Raw genomic sequence first — 18681 nt, 5'->3', positions numbered from 1 at the left:
GCAGAACCTATTTTGGCTGCATCGGAGCCCTTGCATCTCTCACGATGCTATGCGGGACCTCTCCCGTGCAAGCTCAGGAGCCTCAGCGTAAACCAAATATCCTGTTCATCGTTTCGGATGATACCGGCTTGGGCGATCTTGGCCCTTATGGCGGCGGCGAAGGCCGCGGCATGCCAACCCCCAATATCGACCGGCTCGCGGATGAGGGCATGACCTTCTTTTCCTTTTACGCGCAACCCAGTTGCACCCCTGGACGCGCCGCGATGCAAACGGGGCGGATCCCGAACCGCAGTGGCATGACGACGGTCGCGTTCCAGGGCCAGGGCGGCGGCCTGCCTGCGGCAGAGTGGACACTCGGATCGGTATTGAAGCGCGGTGGCTACCACACCTATTTCACCGGGAAGTGGCATCTCGGAGAGTCGGACTACGCATTGCCCAACGCCCAGGGCTACGACGAAATGCGCTATGCGGGCCTCTACCACCTCAACGCCTACACTTACGCCGATCCGACCTGGTTCCCCGATATGGATCCCAAATTGCGGGAGATGTTCCAGAAGGTCACCAAGGGGGCATTGTCGGGAAAGGCCGGTGGTCCGGTGACGGAAGATTTTAAGATCAATGGCCAGTATGTCGATACACCTGTCATCGACGGCAAGGAAGGCGTGGTCGGCATTCCGTTCTTCGACGGCTATGTCGAGAAGGCTGCGCTGGAGTTCCTCGATGAGGCCGCCAAGAAGCCGGACGAGCCCTTCTACATCAACGTCAACTTCATGAAGGTCCACCAACCGAACATGCCGGCGCCGGAATTCGAGCACAGGTCGTTGTCGAAGAGCAAGTATGCGGATTCGGTCGTCGAACTCGACACCCGAATTGGCCGGATCATGGACAAGTTGCGTGAAACCGGAATGGACCGCAACACATTGGTTTTCTACACCACGGACAATGGGGCCTGGCAGGATGTCTATCCCGATGCCGGGTATACCCCATTGCGCGGCACAAAGGGTACGCTGCGTGAAGGCGGCAACCGGGTTCCGGCCGTTGCCGTGTGGCCCGGCAAGATCAAACCGCGAAGCAAAAATCACGATATCGTAGGAGGCCTCGATCTGATGGCGACCTTCGCCTCGGTCGGCGGTGTTCCCTTGCCAGACAAGGACCGCGAGGACAAGCCGATCATTTTCGACAGCTACGACATGTCGCCAATCCTGCTCGGTACAGGAAAGTCGGAGCGCAAGTCATGGTTCTACTTCACGGAGAACGAGCTTTCGCCTGGCGCGATACGCGTGAACAACTACAAGTTTGTGTTCAATCTTCGTGGCGATGACGGCGCCCTGACCGGTGGTTTGGCGGTCGATTCAAACCTCGGCTGGAAGGGACCGGACAAATACGTCGCCACAGTGCCGCAGGTGTTCGACCTCTGGCAGGATCCCCAGGAACGCTATGACATCTTCATGAACAACTTCACCGAGCGGACATGGATGGGCGTCGTCATGGGTGAAGAACTGAAGAAAATCATGGCGACCTATATCGAATATCCGCCGAGAAAACTGCAAAGCATGGGCTACACCGGTCCGATCACGATCTCTAACTATCAACGGTTCCAGTGGGTACGAGACGAGCTTGCGAAGGAAGGCGTATCCATCACTTTGCCGAGCGGCAACTGAATTTGATCTGGCGGCCTACCCCGCCGCCACCGCACAACATCGGTAATGAAAGGAGGCTGTCGGGGGCACGCATCGGAAATTCCTCTTATCTCGGCGAATTGGCATCTCCGGGATCGTCCTGTTCAATCGTCACCCTGGAATTTCTTCGCGCGTCTTCGCGTCCAGGGTGCGACGAGGACTGGATCCTTATGTCAAGTGGGGCGACGGAAACTCAAGGGAGAAATGCGATGAGACAAGGCATTCTGGCGACCGTCCTGCTATGTGGCAGTACGCTGTTGTTCGGCGGGCAAGCGCCCGCACGGGCTCAAGAGCAATCGAAACCCAATATTCTGGTCATCATGGGCGATGATATTGGCATGTGGAACATCGGAGCCTATCACCGCGGCTTAATGGCCGGCCGCACCCCCAATCTCGACAAGATCGCCAAGGAAGGCATGCTGTTCACGGACTATTATGCCGAGGCCAGTTGTACGGCGGGTCGGGCCAACTTCATCACCGGCGAGCTGCCGATCCGAACGGGCATGACAACCGTTGGGCAGGCCGGCGCCGCGACTGGCCTGCCGGCGGAGGCGGTGACTTTGGCCACTGTCTTAAAGTCAATGGGCTACGCCACCGGCCAATTCGGCAAGAACCATCTCGGTGACAAGAACGAGTTCCTGCCGACCGTTCACGGCTTCGATGAGTTCTTCGGCTACCTGTACCATCTCGACGCGATGGAGGATCCGGCTCATCCGAACTATCCGCAGGATCTGTTGAACGTGGTCGGGCCGCGCAACATGGTTCACAGTTGGGCGACTGACACGGATGATCCAACCGAGATGCCGCGTTGGGGTAAAATCGGCAAGCAGAGGATCGAGGATGCAGGCACTCTCTATCCCAAGCGGATGGAAACGGTCGACGACGAGATCCGCGACTTCGCAACAAGCTTCATGGCGAAGGCAAAGCAGGACAACAAGCCCTTCTTCGTCTGGCTGAACCCCACCCGTATGCACATCGTCACCCATCTCTCTCCGAAGTACGAGGCGATGCGAAATGCTGAGAACGGCTGGTCGGAAGAGGAAGCCGGGATGGCACAACTGGACGACGACGTTGGGCTCGTCATGCAGAAGATTAAAGAGCTTGGCGAGGACGACAACACCATCATCCTGTTCACGACCGACAATGGAACGGAAGTGTTCACGTGGCCCGATGGGGGACAGACACCTTTTGCGCAGTCAAAGGGTACCGTTCTGGAAGGTGGATTCCGCGTGCCTGCACTTCTTCGCTGGCCTGGACATGTCCCGGCGGACGTGGTGCAGAACGGCATTTTCTCCGGTCTGGACTGGTTGCCGACCTTTGTTGCGGCAGCCGGCAATCCCAACATCACCAACGAATTGCTGCAAGGCAAAACGATAGGAGACCGGACATACAAGAACCATCTTGACGGCTACGATCAGACGGCGGCAATCACCGGCAAGGGGCCGTCTGCACGTCACGAGATCTTCTACCTCGGTGAAAGCACGGTCGGCGCGGTGCGCATCGACGACTACAAGTTCCGTTTCATCGACCAGCCCCAGGGATGGGTTGGCGAAAAGACCCATCCTGACGTTCCCTACATCACTAACCTGCGACTCGACCCGTTCGAGCGGACTGGTTGGCCCAACAACGGAACGAAAGAAGGCGGGCAGCAGTACTTCGACTGGTTCAAATACCAATTCTGGCGTTTCGTGTTCGTTCAGCAATTGGTCGGAAAGGAACTCCAGACCTTCCTTGACTTTCCTCCAATGCAGCGGGGCGCCAGCTTCAATCTGGACGCGGTCAAGGCCGAGATGCAGACACGCATGGCCCAGGCTGCGGCGGCGGCAAAGGGTACCGGCAACTGATGGAGCCGATCTTGCTGCAGGCGGTCTCACCAGACTGCCTGCAGGCGAAAGGTGCCGACAAAGCACGCAACAACCGACTGTGTTGACAGGGTGACTTTGTTTCTAGCGAGAAGCCGGTTCGTCGTTACCCGACTGAGGCGCGGCAAAACTGCATCCTTCATCCTGTCGTCCGACTGGCCTGTCTCCCTCGGCGGCGAGGTAGTGCCACCGACGAAAACACTGCCGTTGATTGCTCGCGGGCTTTGATTCCCGAAAGGGCAATATCGAAAAAAAGCGCCATGGGATACGGTTTTATGGCAGCGGGAGCCCCTCCCCGCGCCATGCGGTCTTTTCGAAAAGAGGTCGTGTTCCGCCCCATGCGACACCCGTATCAACCGACATCCAATGGAAGGATTTGAGATGAGTAGCAGAACCTCTTTTGGAGGCATCGGGTGCGGTGGAGTTGGGCTGTACTCGTCCGATCACGATTTCGAACTCTCAACGTTTCCAGCGGGTATGCACGAGCTTGCGGTCGTATCCACCACCTTGCCGAGCGGCAACTCATTCCGATGTGGGGCCAACAAGGCCGCCACTCCCCACGACATCAGAATTCAGGAGGATGCCGAAATGGAGGCAACGCGTCGCAAATTCCTCACAAGTTCACGAAATGGCATCCTCGCGATCGGTCTTCCTCTGTGGGCCGGGCCGACAACCGCCTGGGCACAGAGTGACCCGTTGCCTTCCTGGAACGAGACCGCGTCCAAGGCCGCCATCGTCTCCTTCGTTGGTAGGGTGACAAAGCAGGGCTCTGCGGACTTCGTAACGGAGGCGGAGCGGGTCGCGGTGTTTGACAATGACGGCACTCTTTGGGTCGAGCATCCGATGTACACGCAGCTTGCCTTCGCCCTCGATCGCGTGAAGACGCTCGCTCCGCAGCATCCGGAATGGAAAGATACACAACCGTTCAAGGCCGTGCTTGACGGCGACATGAAGGCTCTCGCCGCGTCAGGCGAAAAAGGCCTCGTGGAACTCATCATGCTGACCCATGCGGGAATGACGACAACCGAGTTTAGAAAGGTTGTCACCGACTGGCTTTCCACCGCACGAGATCCGAAGTTCAAGCGTCCTTACACGGAACTTGTCTATCAGCCGATGGTCGAACTGATGGCCTATCTTCGCGCCAATGGATTCAAGACCTTCATTGTTTCGGGAGGCGGCGTGGAATTCATGCGGCCGTGGACAGAAAAGGCCTATGGCGTGCCCCCGGAACAGGTGATCGGTTCCTCTATCAAGACCGAATTCAGGATGCAGGACGATATGCCGACCTTGTACCGGCTGCCGGAGGTCAATTTTATAGACGACAAGGCCGGGAAGCCGGTTGGGATCAATGAAGCGATCGGGCAAAGGCCGATTGCCGCCTTCGGCAACTCGGATGGCGACCTCGAAATGCTGCAGTGGACAACCATGGCAGGGGCGCCTGCGCGCCTTGGCATGCTCGTTCATCATACCGATGCCGACCGTGAATATGCATATGACCGCGAAACGGACTTCGGGCGCCTGGACAAGGCCCTCGACGCAGCCGCGATAACTGGTTGGAGCTTGATCGACATGAAAGCCGACTGGAAGCAGGTTTTCAAGGATTGAGACCGGGCGACTTGCGTCAGGACGACAGCAACAGTGTCGAGCTGAGCTCCATCATCACGTCAAGTATGGACAGGGCTTTTACCTGTCCCCACCTTGGAGGCTACGGCCATGAACGTCTTTCAGATTGCCAGCCTGATCGTTACTGCAGGCGTTACTCTTGGTAATGCCCATGCGCAGGACGCTCCGAAAAAGCCGCATGTACCGCTCGAAAAAGGCATCGGCGTCGTCACGCCGACCGGGCCGGTACCGTCTCTGGCAGTGATCAACTCTGCGGGCGCTCGGATTGAAAACGGAAAACTCGTACTCAATGGCGTTGCCGCCAATTCGATCGTGTTTGCCGACCGGCCGGTACGGGCTGCCGGACATGTGATGACGGATCAGTTCATCATGCAATGGGACGATGGCAAGGACAATTTCGCGGTCGATCCACCGAATGCGACGGTCTCGGTGCTGGGGGGCGACGGGTCTGATGTGAGCGACGCTGTCGTGACATTGAAGACCCCGAAACTTGATGGCACGACGCTGACATTCGACATCACCGTTCTTGAGGGAAGCCTCAATGGCGCGACGGGGCCGGCCGCAGTCTTTATTGATCACTTCGGCGGAGGGGGTGGATTTGGCGGAGGTGGGTTTGGCGGAGGAAGTTTTGGCGGCGGTGGCTTCCGTGGAGGCGACTTTGGCGGAGGTAGCTTTGGCGGAAGAGATTTTGCAGGGGGCGACTTCCGTGGAGGTTTCCGAGACGACGACGTTCATACCGGCGATACCAACATCAACCGTGTGAGTGGTACCTACTGGCATGCCCCCGTCTATCGCGGCGCCTGGTATCGCGGTGCCCCTGTCGCCACCGGTGTCGTAGCGGGCGCGGCTATCGGCGCGGCAGCAACACGCCCCTACTACTATAACAACTACTACAACAGCCAGCAGTGCGGCTACTATCCCTTCACGCCGTGCTACTGATGCCCGCCGTCGTCACGCCGCCAGGGCGGCGTGACATTCCACAAGAGCAGCGTTGGAGCAGCTGAGTGATAACGTTCGATCGGTCATTGGCCGCGTGGATAACAGTTTTGCCGGTCCTTCTGATGATTTTGTTCCTGGGACGGAGTGCTTTTGCCGACACTGTCCCTGCCTCCAGTCCTGACCCCCGGATAAGCATCCATAATGGTTTCGTTGATGAAACCGCTTGCGCTTCCTGCCATCAAGATCAAGCCGCTGCTTTCAAGCGATCCCACCACGCCAATGCAATGGCGCTTGCCAACGACAGTACAGTTCGCGGTGATTTCAACAATGTCAGGTATGAGCACGATGGCATTGTAACGACTTTCCATCGCCGCGATGCCCGGTTCTTCGTGAAAACCGAAGGATCGGACGGAAAGGAAACCGAGTTCGAAGTTCGATACACCTTTGCCTACGAGCCGCTGCAGCAGTATCTCGTTGAAACCGGCGCAGGACGACTACAGGCACTCGACGTCGCATGGGACACGACCGGAAAGCAATGGTTCTGGCTTGGCAATGACACACCGCGCAAACCCGGCTCGACCTATCACTGGACCGGGCCGTTTTATCGTTGGAACCGCACCTGCATCGACTGCCATTCGACCGACCCTCAAGCAAACTTCCAACCTGCGACGAACGAATACAAATCGACCTATGTCGCAACGAGCATCGGCTGTCAGTCATGTCACGGACCTGGTGCAAAACATGTCGCCTGGGCGGCAAAGGGCCAGGACCATCCAGGTGATCAGGCGGACCCTGGACTTTCCAGGGTCGATGCCAATGCCTGTCTGGCTTGCCATTCCAGACGAGTACGCCTTCGAGACGGCTACGAACCCGGAAAGCCGTTTCTCGACTACTTTTCTCCCGCATTGCTGCGAAGCGATCTCTATTTTCCCGATGGACAGATACGTGACGAAGTCTTTGAGTACGGTTCGTTTCAGCAAAGCAAAATGGCAGCGGCTGGAGTGACATGCCTTGATTGTCATCGTCCACATGAGGCGGGTTTGAAGGCCGAAGGCAACGCGCTTTGCACCCAATGTCACACGCAGACCAAGCTGGACCGCTTCGTCAAGCAGGATCCGAGCGGCCTGTTCGACGACCCTTCTCATACCCATCATCCTGTCGGATCGGCCGGCGCGCAATGTGCCAACTGTCATATGCCCGAACGGACATACATGAAGGTCGATCCGAGACGGGACCATTCGTTCGTCATTCCCCGGCCGGATCTGTCGATGACCTTCTCAACGCCGAACGCATGCACGACGTGTCATACCGATAAAGATGATGACTGGGCCGCCAGGACCATGGATAGATGGTACGATTTTGGCTGGCGCAATCGTCCAACCATCACCCACGCATTCGCAGCTTTGGAAAACCGCACGGAAGCAGCGGAGCAGGCATTGCGAAAGCTCGTCAATGACCGAAATCAGCCGGGAATCATAAGGGGAAGCGCCATCACCCGATTGAGCCAGATCGCAGGTGAGGATGTTACCGCAGATATTCACGCAGCATCATCTGATCCGGATCCATTGGTCAGACTCGGCGCATCCGAGGCCGCATCGAACATTCCGCCGGAGCGCAGGCTGGATGCGATCGGGGATCTGCTCGGTGATGAAATGCGAGCGGTTCGTATCGCAGCGGCGACTGCTCTCGGCAACACGCCCGCCGAGGTGTTCGGCAGCCAACGACCGGGCTTCGAGGCCGCGGTCGAAGACCTGCGCAGCTACGTCAGTTCAAACGCTGATTTTGCAGAGACGCAGAGCAATTACGGATTTTTCCTGTTTGGCCAACACCGTATACCGGAGGCCGAGGGATACTTCAAACGAGCGATTAGCCTTGACCCGACACTTGAAGGTGTCCACGTCAACCTTGCGGAATTTTATCGTGCCATCGGGCAGAACGATAAGGCCGAACAGGCCTACGCCGAAGCAATTTCAGTGTCGCCGGAGCGCGCGGAGCTGCGATTTGGGCATGGGCTCGCTCTGGTTCGCAGCAAGCGACTGGACGATGCGATTGTCGAGCTTGAACAAGCGGTGCGGCTGGATCCCCGGAGCCCGCGGTACAAGACGACGCTTACCGTCGCGCTGGACTCAATCGGAAAGACCCAAGAGGCTCTGAACAGGCTCGATCACTGGGCATCCGAGACGTCCGATCCGGCCATTTCAGGCCTGGCACTGGAATACAGTCTGAAGCTGCAGCTGCTGCCGCAGGCGTTGAAGTTTGCGGAGCAATTGGCAAGGCTGAGACCGCAAGACCAACGGATTTCTGACCTCATCCGACGGTTGCGAGAGGCGACAACCAATCCCAACTAGAGCATCGCACTTGAATTGAGAATCGAGTGGGGGTTTTAAGAGGGTATTGGTGTGATTGAACGAAGGCGCTAGCACGCCGCCTGGGCGCGGATAGCGCAAAGGTGCCCTGCCTGTGGGGATTGCGGTTGCTAAAGCCCAAACCTGACAGACAGGAGACACCCGATGTGTGAAGTGATCAGCCATTGCGCCGCCGCATGATCGAGGACATGAGCATCCGCAATCTGTCGCCGGCGACGCAGCGATGTTACCTCCACGCAGTGTCAAAGTTCAGCCGTTATTTCGGCCGCTCGCCAGACAAGCTTGACCCGGAGAATGTCCGTGCCTTCCAGGTGCACCTGGTTTCGGGGGGAATTTCATGGGGGGCGCTGAACCAGACGTGTGCGCCTTGCGCTTCCTCTACGGTATCACGCTGGGTCGTGACTAGATCCCGGTGCGCATTGTCTATGCGCGCGAGCCGCGCAAGCTGCCGGTGGTGCTTTCGACCAATGAAGTGGTGCGCTTTCTGGAGGCGGTACCGGGCCTGAAGGCGCGCGCGGCACTGACTATCGCCTACGCGGCGGGCCTGCGCGTCTCGGAGGTCGTCAACCTTAAGGTCGGCGATATCGACAGTGACTGGATGGTGATCCGCGTCGTGCACGGCAAGGGCGGCAAAGATCGTTATGTACCCTGCCAGATGGCTTCCACCGGATCCGCCACTATGGTTTTCTCGCCAATGGCCAGCGAGGCAAGCAGATCGCCCAGTGCCGGCAATTGCTGCAGGCCGAGGCGCCACAGACTGCGTTTCGTGCCGAGGCATCAAATGAAGATCAGAAGCCGGAACACCCATGCCCCTGCTGCGGCGCGGCAATGGTGACCCTGGCCGTGTGGTAGCATGGCCAGGCGCCACCCCTTCGGCCAAACTTGGATGACACTTCATGAGGGCTCAAGGCACATCACACCATCGTCGGCTGGCCTCCAGCGGGACCGGCCCACTCGCGCGGGCAGCATAAGCGCTGCTCACCGTTCCGGCTGCGTGGGCAGACCATTGAGGGCCCAGCGGCACAGCTTTTCTCGTCAGATGCAGCCAGTACGGCCCACGCCAGGCGCCGGTTCCACATGGTTCAGCCCTGTTGCGGGCCATTCATCGACCACTTCACGCCAGCCCGATTGTTACTTTCCCCATAGCGCCAAACTTCCCGCGCCTATTTTAAAGCCGCAGGCTATGGGTTCGATTAAACGTACAGGGCTCTGTCTGAACTTATGATCCGATCCGTAAACTGCATCCGCCAGCACGAACGCGCACGGAATGCCTTCATCGAGAATTCGCGAGACCATCTCGCGGGCCATCGCCGGCTTGGAAGCAAAGGCCGCGTCCTCTGGCACACAGGCATTTACGCGCCGAGCCTGGTTCTCCGCCCATCCCTTGGGCAGATAGAGCCGGCGGTCGATAAGAGCGTGGAAGAAACGACTTGCATAGGCGGCAAACACACCCACCTGGCAGTTCTCTACGCGTCCGGCCGTGCCGGAATATTGCCGCGTGACGCCGACAGAATGCTCACCCTTCTTCACAAAACCGGTCTCGTCCACCACAAGCACACCATCGGCGTCGCCAAGTGTGTCGGCCACATACCGGCGAACCCGATCACAAAGCGCGTCCGCCGACCGGGACGAACGCCCAAGAAGCGATTGCAGTCGATACGGGTGGTCAAGGCCAGCCTCTTCTGCCAGCATCCAACCCGTCTTGCGCTCCCCTCGCGGCAGAACGCCATCAATAAACGTGCTTGCCGAGGCCCTCTGTTCTACGCGAGGAGGAGACAGGAGGCCTCGTTCAATGTATTAGCAAAGAACTCATATGTGCCGCACGCAAGGCGACTTTGTCCAGGCAACCGAGGTAGGAGCAGGGTCTTGGCTGATACCCACCACCACGACAACTATTCTGATCATTGGAAGCACAATGGCGTGCGCGTCATAAAAGGCGATCAGCTTGATTCAAATACTGCGCAAACACCTGGGATGTTTCGCCAGGCGGCGATTAACCACGCTCGTGTTGGCGCGCAGAAGATCTGGGCCGGCACGGTTGCAATCGAGCCCAATGCGAAAACCGGGGTCCATCACCATGGTGCGCTCGAGAGCGTGATCTTCGTCGTTCGGGGCAAGGCGCGCATGCGCTGGGGGGACCGCCTTGAGTATGTTGCGGAAGCAGGACCGGGAGACTTTATCTTCGTCCCGCCATATGTTCCGCACCAGGAAATCAATGCCGATCCTAACAACATTCTCGAATGCGTTCTTGTTCGCTCGGACAATGAAGCGGTTGTCGTCAACATCACTGATGTCGAACCGGTCGAGCAGCCTGAAGCGGTCTATTGGATCGACCCCATCCATAGCCGCCCGGGGTGAAACGATCATCAGTAATCGGGGCGAAGCCCCTCAAATCCGTCTGTTCGCCTGGCGGTGCAGCATGTCCGCGTCTCAGCTTTCGTCCTCTATCGGCACGCGGCTGATTTAAGGCAAATGTCTGCTAATTTAAATCGAACGCTGCCAAGAGCGTCCGACGTGGCGAGCCGCACTTGCTCCGCGACGACGGGTCGAGGGCCTTGCAGAGCGTTTGGAAAGACGACCGGAAACGTGAGAAAAGCGGCTCCCATCAGTTTCCAATCGCGCGGGCAAAGGCTGGTGGCGCCAGGAAAGCCGAGATCAGCTTCACCGCCATTGCCAGAGAAATGGCCGCATTCCTGTGGACGGACTAGGCAGAAAGATGTCCGCGTTCACAGTTGCTTCGGCTTCGTTATAAGGTTTTGGCAGACACTTATAACGGCGGGATTACACGACAACAAACGCCGTTGTCATCAGGCCGCGTCAACCTCCCATCTGCCCTCCCGCGGTGAGTGCGCACGCGCCGACGCGCCCTCCGATCACGCCAACCCCGATTTTTTCATTTGCCTGGCGGCATTTCGGCTAGCGGCGCGCGCAGGTTAATCCTCTAGGGCTCGCTAAGCCACCTGAGAAGCGAACTGGATGGTTGCCCGCACTGCTGCCTTCCACCCTCGAACCAACTGGAAATTCTGGTCAGCGTCCACGGATGGATGAAAGCCTTGTCCGATCTCCCGTTCGGCGGCGAACTGCTCCGGGCCGGGCCAGCACCCGGCGCCATGACCAGCCAGCCATGCAGCTCCGAGTGCTGTCACTTCGCTTGAACTTGATCGCTGGACAGTAAGGCCGACGATGTCTGAAAGGCGCTGCATTGCCCAGGCGTTCTTCGACACACCGCCATCGACGCGAAGCAGCGATATGGAGGCATCCGGCCAATCGCTTCGCATTGCCTGCATCAAATCATGCGTCTGGAGACAGATCGAATCCAGGGCCGCACGTGCAAGCTCCGCTGGACCTGAATTCCTGGTCATGCCGAAGAGGGAGGCGCGGGCGCTCGGATCCCACCAGGGCGCGCCGAGGCCAGTAAATGCTGGAACAAGATAGAGCTGCTGCTCAAGGTCTGCCTGCTGGGCGAGGTCGGCGGTCTGATCGGCGCAGCCGATAATGCCGAGACCATCCCGCAACCACTGAACCGCAGCCCCCGCAATAAAGATGGAGCCTTCCAGTGCATAGGTTATCTGCGGCCCGATCTTGTAGCCTACAGTCGTCAGAAGACGGTTCTGTGAGACAACTCGATTGCTGCCGGTATTGAGCAACGCAAAACATCCCGTGCCATAGGTCGCCTTCATCCTGCCCGGTTCGAAGCACGCCTGGCCGACGAGGGAAGCGTGCTGATCGCCTGCCATCCCCCGTATGGGGACCGTGGCTCCGAGGATGTCGCCTTGCGCCAACCCGAAATCATCCATGTTATCAAGGATTTCCGGGAGAATGGAGCGAGGAATGTTGAAGCAACGCAGCAGCTCATCGTCCCACTGACCCGAGCCAATGTCGCACAGCATTGTCCGAGCGGCGTTGGTGATATCGGTTACATGTCGCTGACCGCCGGTCAGCCGGTAGACCAGCCAGCTGTCGACGGTCCCGAATGCCAGGTGACCTGCATCAGCTGCCTCTCGCGCCCCGCTGACGTGGTCGAGAATCCAGGCGATCTTGCTTGCCGAGAAATAGGCATCAATCAGCAAGCCTGTACGCGAGGCGATGAGGTCACTTGCTCCTTCAGCCCGAAGGCGGGCGCATGCATCGGCCGTACGACGATCCTGCCAGACAAGGGCGTTGTATATTGGCTTGCCGGTGCGACGATCCCACAGGATCGTTGTCTCCCGCTGATTGGTGATACCGATCGCGGCAATCTCCTGCGCTCCGACGGAGGCAGCTGCGATCGCATAGCGGGCCGTTTCGACAGTCGTACGCCAGAGGTCCTCAGGATCGTGCTCGACCCAACCCGAACGAGGAAAGTGTTGCGCAAATTCCTGTTGGCCGAACCCTTTTGCGCTGTAGTTCTTGTCGAAGACGATGGATCGTGTCGACGTTGTGCCCTGGTCAATTGCAAGGATGTAACCGCTCATTGTGCCCTCAATCGTCAGGTTCAGCCGGATGCTGCCTGGCTTGCAGACTGTTGGAGAAATGCCTCCAGTGCCTTGACGTCATCTGTGCCAAACCGGAGGCCGAGCTTGGTGCGCCGCCAAAGAATGTCATCGGTAGAGACGGCCCATTCTCGCCTGACGAGGTGCTCAATTTCATTGACGCCGAGATCCCCGGCTATGATCCTGCCGAGTTCACCCTGGGCACCGAGGATGTCAAAGGCCGACGTTCCATAGAGGCGAGCAAGACGACGGAGCGTCGCCTTCTCCACGCCTGGAGCATGCCGGACGAGCCTAGCAACGAGTGCATCGAACCCATCGACGGGAAAGTCGCCTCCGGGCAGAGGTGCGGTTGCCGTCCAGCTCGGCTTGCGGGCGCCGAGAAGCTGCTCGATCTCGGACAGCACGGACTCCGCCAGGCGACGGTACGTGGTGATCTTGCCGCCAAACACGTTGATCATCGCCCCACGTGCCTTATCGCCATCGACCTTCAGGACGTAGTCACGTGTCGCTTCCTGAGCGCTTGACGCGCCCTGTTCAAAGAGCGGGCGTATTCCGGAATAGGACCAGACGACATCCGTGGGAACGATCTGCTGCTTGAAGTAGGCACTCGCCGACACACAAAGGTACTCGGTTTCCTCGGCGCTGATCTTGACGGTTTCGGGGGCGCAAATATGGTCGCGATCCGTCGTGCCGATCAAGGTAAAGTCATCCTCGTAGGGAATGGCGAAGATAATCCGCTTGTCGTCGTTCTGGAATATATACGCCTTGTCATGTGCAAAGAGTTTGCGAACGACGATATGACTGCCTTGAACAAGGCGAACGTTGCGCGCTCCTTTTCCTTGCGCGGCCATTGACAGGACGCGGTCGACCCAGGGACCAGCCGCGTTGACGACGAGGCGCGCCGTGACCGAGCGGCTCGACTTCGTGATGCGGTTGACCAGGGAAACGGCAAATCCTTGCGCCTTGCGCGTCACCTCTGTGACCTCGGTGCGTGTGAGTATCTCCGCACCTCGTTCGGCCGCATCCCTTGCATTGAGCACGACCATGCGCGCATCCTGCACCGATGCGTCCGAGTACTCGAAGCCTTTCCTGAACTGATCGCTGAGCGGTGCGCCCGCAGCGTCCTTCTGCAAGTCGAGGACCTTGGTGGGCGGCAACTTCTTGCGCCCGCCAATGTGATCATAGATGAACAGTCCAAGGCGCAGCATCCAGGCAGGCCGAAGCGCCGAATGATGGGGAAGGACGAAGCGCAGTGGCCAGATGATGTGGGGCGCGAGGCTCCAGAGCACTTCCCGTTCCATGAGCGCTTCGCGAACCAGCCTGAACTCGTGATGCTCGAGATAGCGCAATCCGCCATGGATAAGTTTGGTGGAGGCAGACGACGTGCCGCTGGCAAGGTCGTTCATCTCGGCCAGCAATACCTTGTACCCGCGGCCTGCCGCATCGCGTGCGACGCCGCAGCCATTGATGCCGCCGCCGATGATGATCACATCATAGTCGAACGGCATCTCAGATCCCCGCGACGCAGACATACTTCAGCTCGAGGAAACCCTCGATGCCATACTTCGACCCTTCACGGCCCATGCCAGACTGCTTGATCCCGCCGAAGGGTGCCATTTCGTTGGCGATCATGCCAGTATTGACGCCCACCATGCCGGCCTCAAGGGCTTCGGAAACGCGCCACACGCGCGCCATATCGCGGGCGTAGAAGTAGGATGCGAGCCCGAACTCGCTGTCGTTTGCCATCGCGATGACATCCTCCTCGTCCTTGAAGGAGATAATCGGGGCGAGTGGCGCAAACGTCTCTTCCTTGGCAACCTTCATGGCCTGCGTGACGCCTGTGATGACGGTCGGCTGGTAGAAGTTGCTCCCAATATCGCTCTTGCTGCCACCGGCAAGAAGCTTGCCGCCATTGGCGAGCGCGTCGGCAACATGCTCCTCCATCTTGGCTACGGCGCGCTCGTCGATGAGAGGCCCCTGACTGACGCCCTCCTCGGTCCCGCGGCCAAGCCGCAGCTCGGACACCTTGGCAAGCAGCTTCTCCGTGAAGCTCTTCACGACGCCCTCCTGCACATAGATGCGGTTGGCGCAGACGCAGGTCTGTCCCGCGTTGCGGAACTTGGAAATCATGGCGCCAGCCACTGCGGCGTCGATGTCGGCATCGTCGAAGACGATGAATGGCGCGTTGCCGCCAAGCTCTAGCGACAGACGCTTTATGCCGTCGGCCGCCTCCTTCATCAACCACCGGCCAACCCCTGTCGATCCGGTGAAGGTGATCTTGGCAATCTTCGGATTATGGCAGAACTCGAGGCCGATCGGCTTGGCTTCCCCCGTAACGACTGAGAAGACACCTTTTGGCACGCCGGCGCGTTCTGCCAGCACGGCAAGCGCCAGCGCCGATAGCGGCGTCTGTGACGCGGGCTTCAGGATCATGCTGCAGCCAGCTGCAAGCGCAGGCCCGGCCTTGCGGGTGATCATGCCGTTTGGAAAGTTCCATGGGGTAATGGCGGCACAGACACCAACGGGTTGCTTCAGAACCATGATGCGCTGGCCCGGATTGGCACCCGGGATGATGTCGCCGTCGATGCGCTTTGCCTCTTCGGCAAACCATTCGAGATAGGCCGCGTTCGAGACGACCTCGCCCTTAGCTTCAGAAAGAGGCTTGCCCTGTTCCGTCGTCAGGACGAGAGCCAGGTCGTCGGCATTTGCAACGATCAGATCATACCAGCGCTTCAAGACCTGAGCGCGTTCCTTCGCGGTTTTCCGCGCCCACAATTTTTGCGCAATATCGGCGGCATCGATTGCCTTTTGGACAGTCTCGCGATCGAGGTCGGGGACCTTTGCGATCACCGTGCCATCGAACGGGTCGGTCACTGCGAATGTCTTGCCGGTGGGCGAGGAAATCCATTCACCGGCAACAAATGCCTTGTCGGTCAGAAGGGTCGAATCCTTGAGCGAGAGAGTGGATGCAGTCATGACAGACCTCCGATGATCTTGAAGAGAGCGGGTAAGGCGAGCGACAGGCCCGACAGGAAAAGCAGACCGAAGGCCATCCTGCGAAGTGACAGGTTGGAAATCGGCGGCGGCCAACGCTTTGCAGCGAAGGTAAACAGGATGACCACGGGTATTGCGAGCAGCCCCCACCAGAAGCCGGCCCGCGGCATGTCTCCGGCCAAGGCGACGACGGCAAGTCGAATGACGGCATTGATGGCAAAGACGGCAACAAGGGTCTCGCGGATCGTCGGCTGTGGCAACGGCTGACGATAGAGGTGATAGACGAGCGGCGGTCCGGCTGTTGAAAACAGCCCTCCCATCAATCCCGCAATGGCACCGAAGAATGCAAAGGATCCGGTGGAAGAAAGTCGGTCAAGCGGCTGGGGTTTCATTGCCAATTGTATGCTCGAGACCACGATCACCAGACCGAGCACGATCTTCAGCCAATCGATCGAGTGAGCCGCCATCAAGCCGAGAAGCCAGTAGCCGACAAAAAGCAAGAGAACGCTGGCGACAATGATCGGCACGAATCCACGCGCGGCAATGTCGCGCCAGCCTCTCACAAGAACCTGCACGGCATTGACGAATGTGAGACAGCTGACGAGGACGGCGGCGTCGGGTACGGCGATAACGCCGGTGAGCCCCACACCACCCATCATGATGAGGCCGAATGCAAATCCGGTCAGCGTCTGCAGATAAGCAGCGACCGCTGAAAGAAGCAGCAGAATGGCCAACCCGTGAAGATCCATCCCTAGAGCGCCCGTAGCTCTGCGAAATGGTCGGCAAATGGCGAGTCCGAGCGATAAAAGACCGGTGGCTCACCAAGCGGCGAGGCAACCGTGATCTCGTTGCCACCACGATATTGCTCGCCACTCCAGGCGTGCGTCCAATTCGAACCCTCAGGGAGGTACACGGTGCGCTCGTTTTGAGCGGCCTGCCAAACCGGTGCGACAAGCATGTCGGAGCCGTAGAGGTAGCTGTCCTGGATCCCGTAGGTCTTGCGGTCGTGTTCATAGTGCAGAAACAGCGGCCGCTGTACTGGCAGCCCCTTGTCCGAGGCTACCTGCGACAGCGATTTCAGGTAGGGCGCCATGTGGACATAGACGCCGGTCATGCGGGCGAAGTGCGCAAGGACGGCCGGATCCTGATCGATCTGGACGTTGTCGCGAGGGCGGTTGCCTTCATGGCTGCGCATGACGGGCGTGAAGGCTGCCATTTCAGCCCAGCGCATCAGCAGCTCGGGAGTGCGGACGTTACCAAAGAGGCTGGTATATCCACCGATGTCGGAGTGGTGATAGGCATTCCCCAGGAGACCGGCAGAAAGGGCCGCGCAGATGACGGTTACCAGGCCATCGTGTCGAGAAAAATCGACAGACTGGTCACCGCCCCACAAAAGCGGGCAGTGCTTCTGTACGCCGGTAAAGCCGGCACGCATGAAGAACAGCGCCTCGCCGGTTTTGCCACGGCTTGCAACCGCCTTGGCATTCACCTCGGCCCAGAGCGTCGGCCATTGATTGTGCATGATCTTCGCGTCGATGCCATTGGCCAGCTCGACGTCGATCGGCAGGTATTCGCCGAAGTCTGCCATCCATCCGGACAGACCGTAATCCAGCATCTTGCCGCCGATGACCTCGTCGGCAAACCAGTCGGCCGCCTCCGAGTTGGTGAAGTCGACGACGCCGCAGTCAAATTCGCCGAAGTCGACAAGCGCGGTGCGGCCAAATTGGTCCTTTGCGAAGTAACCGGCTTGGTCGGCTTCCTCAAACAGCGGCCCGTCAACGCAGAGATAGGGATTGACGTAGCCCAGGAAGCGAACGCCCTCGTCGTGGAGCTGTGCAATGCGCTGACGAAGACCTGGGTAACGTTCCTCGTTTGCCTGCCAGTCCCAGAACAGTCGGGCGCCGAAGGAGGTATGACGAAGGCCAACCCAGTCTTCGCACCAGAGACCGGAAACCTTGACGCCCGCTTCCTTCATCTTCTCCAGGCGGGTAAATGAATTCGTCCCGTCCTTGAGGCCGATGATCGCACCGTTGTAGATCCATTCCGGTAGCTGCGGCTGCCTACCAAAGCGTGCGGAGAGAGTTTCCACGAGTGCGACGAAGGTCGCTGCTGCGTATAGCTCGATGCGCTCGGGGACCGCCCAGGCCTCGATCTCATGAAATGTCTTGCGCCGGAAGTCGAACACTGAATAGGCGCTCGTCTCGACGTGAAGCGCATATCGGTTGGAGGAGATGAAGGTCGGCTGCGGGTAGTTGGTGTTGTAATAGTCTCCACCTGCCTTGCCCTCGACGTTCGACTTGAAGGTGATTTCGCTCATCTTGTCGCGGCCGACACCCGGTTCGGATGTCCAGAGCGGGAAGCGGCGCCCGCGCATGTCGAAATAGGACATCTGCTCGCCACCGCCCCAGACATGCTCGTCATGATCGGCAACGACGCGCATCCAGAAGCGGTTGATCGAAGGATCCTCCGACGATAACTCCAGTGCATTGTCCGTCAGCCTGAGCACCAGGCGGGCGGGCTGGCCTTCGCGCTCGCACAACGTGACTGCATCACCGTCGACCACCGCGTAACGAAGTGCACTGCGTTCGATCACGTAATCTTCGATCTCGAAGTTGCCGCGATACATGTCCATGCGCTCATCGCCATGGCCGACATAGATCGCCGGCATCGATGCACTGTGGCGCAGTATTGCGCGGCCGTTCAGCGAAATGGTGAAACCGTTGGGTGTTGTTTCGAGTATCATGTC

General features: G+C 58.9%; 12 protein-coding genes and 1 pseudogene. 7 read left to right on the top strand and 6 right to left on the bottom strand.

Annotated features, from left to right (window positions below):
• The first annotated feature begins 44 nt into the window (after nt 1-44).
• From FHT76_RS27780 to FHT76_RS27755, 6 genes and pseudogenes are all read left to right on the top strand, one after another.
• Complete coding sequence (locus tag FHT76_RS27780; RefSeq protein ID WP_246712732.1) at nt 45-1661, top strand: arylsulfatase; 1617 nt, start codon at nt 45-47, stop codon at nt 1659-1661.
• Nucleotides 1662-1888: 227 nt separating this feature from the next.
• Nucleotides 1889-3523 carry an arylsulfatase gene (locus FHT76_RS27775; RefSeq protein ID WP_259186029.1) on the top strand — a complete coding sequence of 545 codons (1635 nt, stop codon included), beginning with the start codon at nt 1889-1891 and terminating at the stop codon, nt 3521-3523.
• A 606-nt stretch (nt 3524-4129) separates the two neighbouring features.
• A complete protein-coding gene (locus FHT76_RS27770; RefSeq protein WP_259129895.1) occupies nt 4130-5146 on the top strand; it encodes an HAD family phosphatase in 1017 nt (338 codons plus the stop codon).
• Between the two features lie 108 nt (nt 5147-5254).
• The gene (locus FHT76_RS27765) at nt 5255-6103 is read left to right on the top strand and encodes a hypothetical protein (RefSeq protein ID WP_259129894.1); all 849 of its coding nucleotides are present in this window, start codon (nt 5255-5257) and stop codon (nt 6101-6103) included.
• A 122-nt stretch (nt 6104-6225) separates the two neighbouring features.
• The gene (locus tag FHT76_RS27760) at nt 6226-8451 is read left to right on the top strand and encodes a tetratricopeptide repeat protein (RefSeq protein ID WP_259186027.1); all 2226 of its coding nucleotides are present in this window, start codon (nt 6226-6228) and stop codon (nt 8449-8451) included.
• A gap of 194 nt (nt 8452-8645) precedes the next feature.
• A pseudogene (locus FHT76_RS27755) lies at nt 8646-9115 on the top strand (tyrosine-type recombinase/integrase); the annotation flags it as partial.
• Nucleotides 9116-9600: 485 nt separating this feature from the next.
• On the opposite strand, the gene FHT76_RS27750 reads toward FHT76_RS27755, so the two are convergent.
• Nucleotides 9601-10248, bottom strand: a complete 648-nt coding sequence (locus FHT76_RS27750) for an IS701 family transposase (protein ID WP_259186134.1) — start codon at nt 10246-10248, stop codon at nt 9601-9603.
• Between the two features lie 87 nt (nt 10249-10335).
• Here FHT76_RS27750 and FHT76_RS27745 point away from each other — a divergent pair, with 87 nt between their 5' ends.
• On the top strand, nt 10336-10827 hold the full coding sequence (locus FHT76_RS27745; RefSeq protein ID WP_259129888.1) for a cupin domain-containing protein: 492 nt from the start codon (nt 10336-10338) through the stop codon (nt 10825-10827).
• A gap of 593 nt (nt 10828-11420) precedes the next feature.
• On the opposite strand, the gene glpK is transcribed toward FHT76_RS27745, so the two are convergent.
• Genes glpK through FHT76_RS27720 form a run of 5 tightly spaced genes read right to left on the bottom strand, consistent with a single transcriptional unit; the run spans nt 11421 to nt 18678 of the window.
• Nucleotides 11421-12923: a glycerol kinase GlpK gene (gene glpK / locus FHT76_RS27740; protein WP_259186026.1), complete on the bottom strand. Its 1503-nt coding sequence runs from the start codon at nt 12921-12923 to the stop codon at nt 11421-11423.
• Nucleotides 12924-12943: 20 nt separating this feature from the next.
• Nucleotides 12944-14449 carry a glycerol-3-phosphate dehydrogenase gene (gene glpD / locus FHT76_RS27735; RefSeq protein ID WP_259129885.1) on the bottom strand — a complete coding sequence of 502 codons (1506 nt, stop codon included), beginning with the start codon at nt 14447-14449 and terminating at the stop codon, nt 12944-12946.
• A gap of 1 nt (nt 14450) precedes the next feature.
• Entirely contained in the window at nt 14451-15917 is a 1467-nt protein-coding gene (locus FHT76_RS27730; protein WP_259129883.1) for an NAD-dependent succinate-semialdehyde dehydrogenase, read from the bottom strand.
• Nucleotides 15914-16684, bottom strand: coding sequence for a sulfite exporter TauE/SafE family protein (locus FHT76_RS27725; RefSeq protein ID WP_259186025.1), 771 nt, complete (start codon nt 16682-16684; stop codon nt 15914-15916). The genes FHT76_RS27730 and FHT76_RS27725 overlap by 4 nt, the downstream gene beginning before the upstream one ends.
• 2 nt (nt 16685-16686) lie before the next feature.
• Nucleotides 16687-18678 (bottom strand): alpha-glucosidase, encoded by a 1992-nt coding sequence (locus FHT76_RS27720; protein ID WP_259130088.1) that lies wholly within the window; start codon nt 18676-18678, stop codon nt 16687-16689.
• Between the last annotated feature and the right edge of the window lie 3 nt (nt 18679-18681).

The sequence above is a fragment of the Rhizobium sp. BK176 genome (assembly GCF_024808055.1).
This window is presented reverse-complemented; position numbering and strand designations above follow the sequence as displayed.

What these genes read in the sequence shown, in the direction of transcription:
- FHT76_RS27780 (WP_246712732.1), top strand. Translation starts at nt 45, where the DNA reads ATGCTATGCGGGACCTCTCCCGTGCAAGCTCAGGAGCCTCAGCGTAAA.
- FHT76_RS27775 (WP_259186029.1), top strand. Translation starts at nt 1,889, where the DNA reads ATGAGACAAGGCATTCTGGCGACCGTCCTGCTATGTGGCAGTACGCTG.
- FHT76_RS27770 (WP_259129895.1), top strand. Translation starts at nt 4,130, where the DNA reads ATGGAGGCAACGCGTCGCAAATTCCTCACAAGTTCACGAAATGGCATC.
- FHT76_RS27765 (WP_259129894.1), top strand. Translation starts at nt 5,255, where the DNA reads ATGAACGTCTTTCAGATTGCCAGCCTGATCGTTACTGCAGGCGTTACT.
- FHT76_RS27760 (WP_259186027.1), top strand. Translation starts at nt 6,226, where the DNA reads ATGATTTTGTTCCTGGGACGGAGTGCTTTTGCCGACACTGTCCCTGCC.
- glpK (WP_259186026.1), bottom strand. Translation starts at nt 12,923, where the DNA reads ATGAGCGGTTACATCCTTGCAATTGACCAGGGCACAACGTCGACACGA.
- glpD (WP_259129885.1), bottom strand. Translation starts at nt 14,449, where the DNA reads ATGCCGTTCGACTATGATGTGATCATCATCGGCGGCGGCATCAATGGC.
- FHT76_RS27730 (WP_259129883.1), bottom strand. Translation starts at nt 15,917, where the DNA reads ATGACTGCATCCACTCTCTCGCTCAAGGATTCGACCCTTCTGACCGAC.
- FHT76_RS27725 (WP_259186025.1), bottom strand. Translation starts at nt 16,684, where the DNA reads ATGGATCTTCACGGGTTGGCCATTCTGCTGCTTCTTTCAGCGGTCGCT.
- FHT76_RS27720 (WP_259130088.1), bottom strand. Translation starts at nt 18,678, where the DNA reads ATGATACTCGAAACAACACCCAACGGTTTCACCATTTCGCTGAACGGC.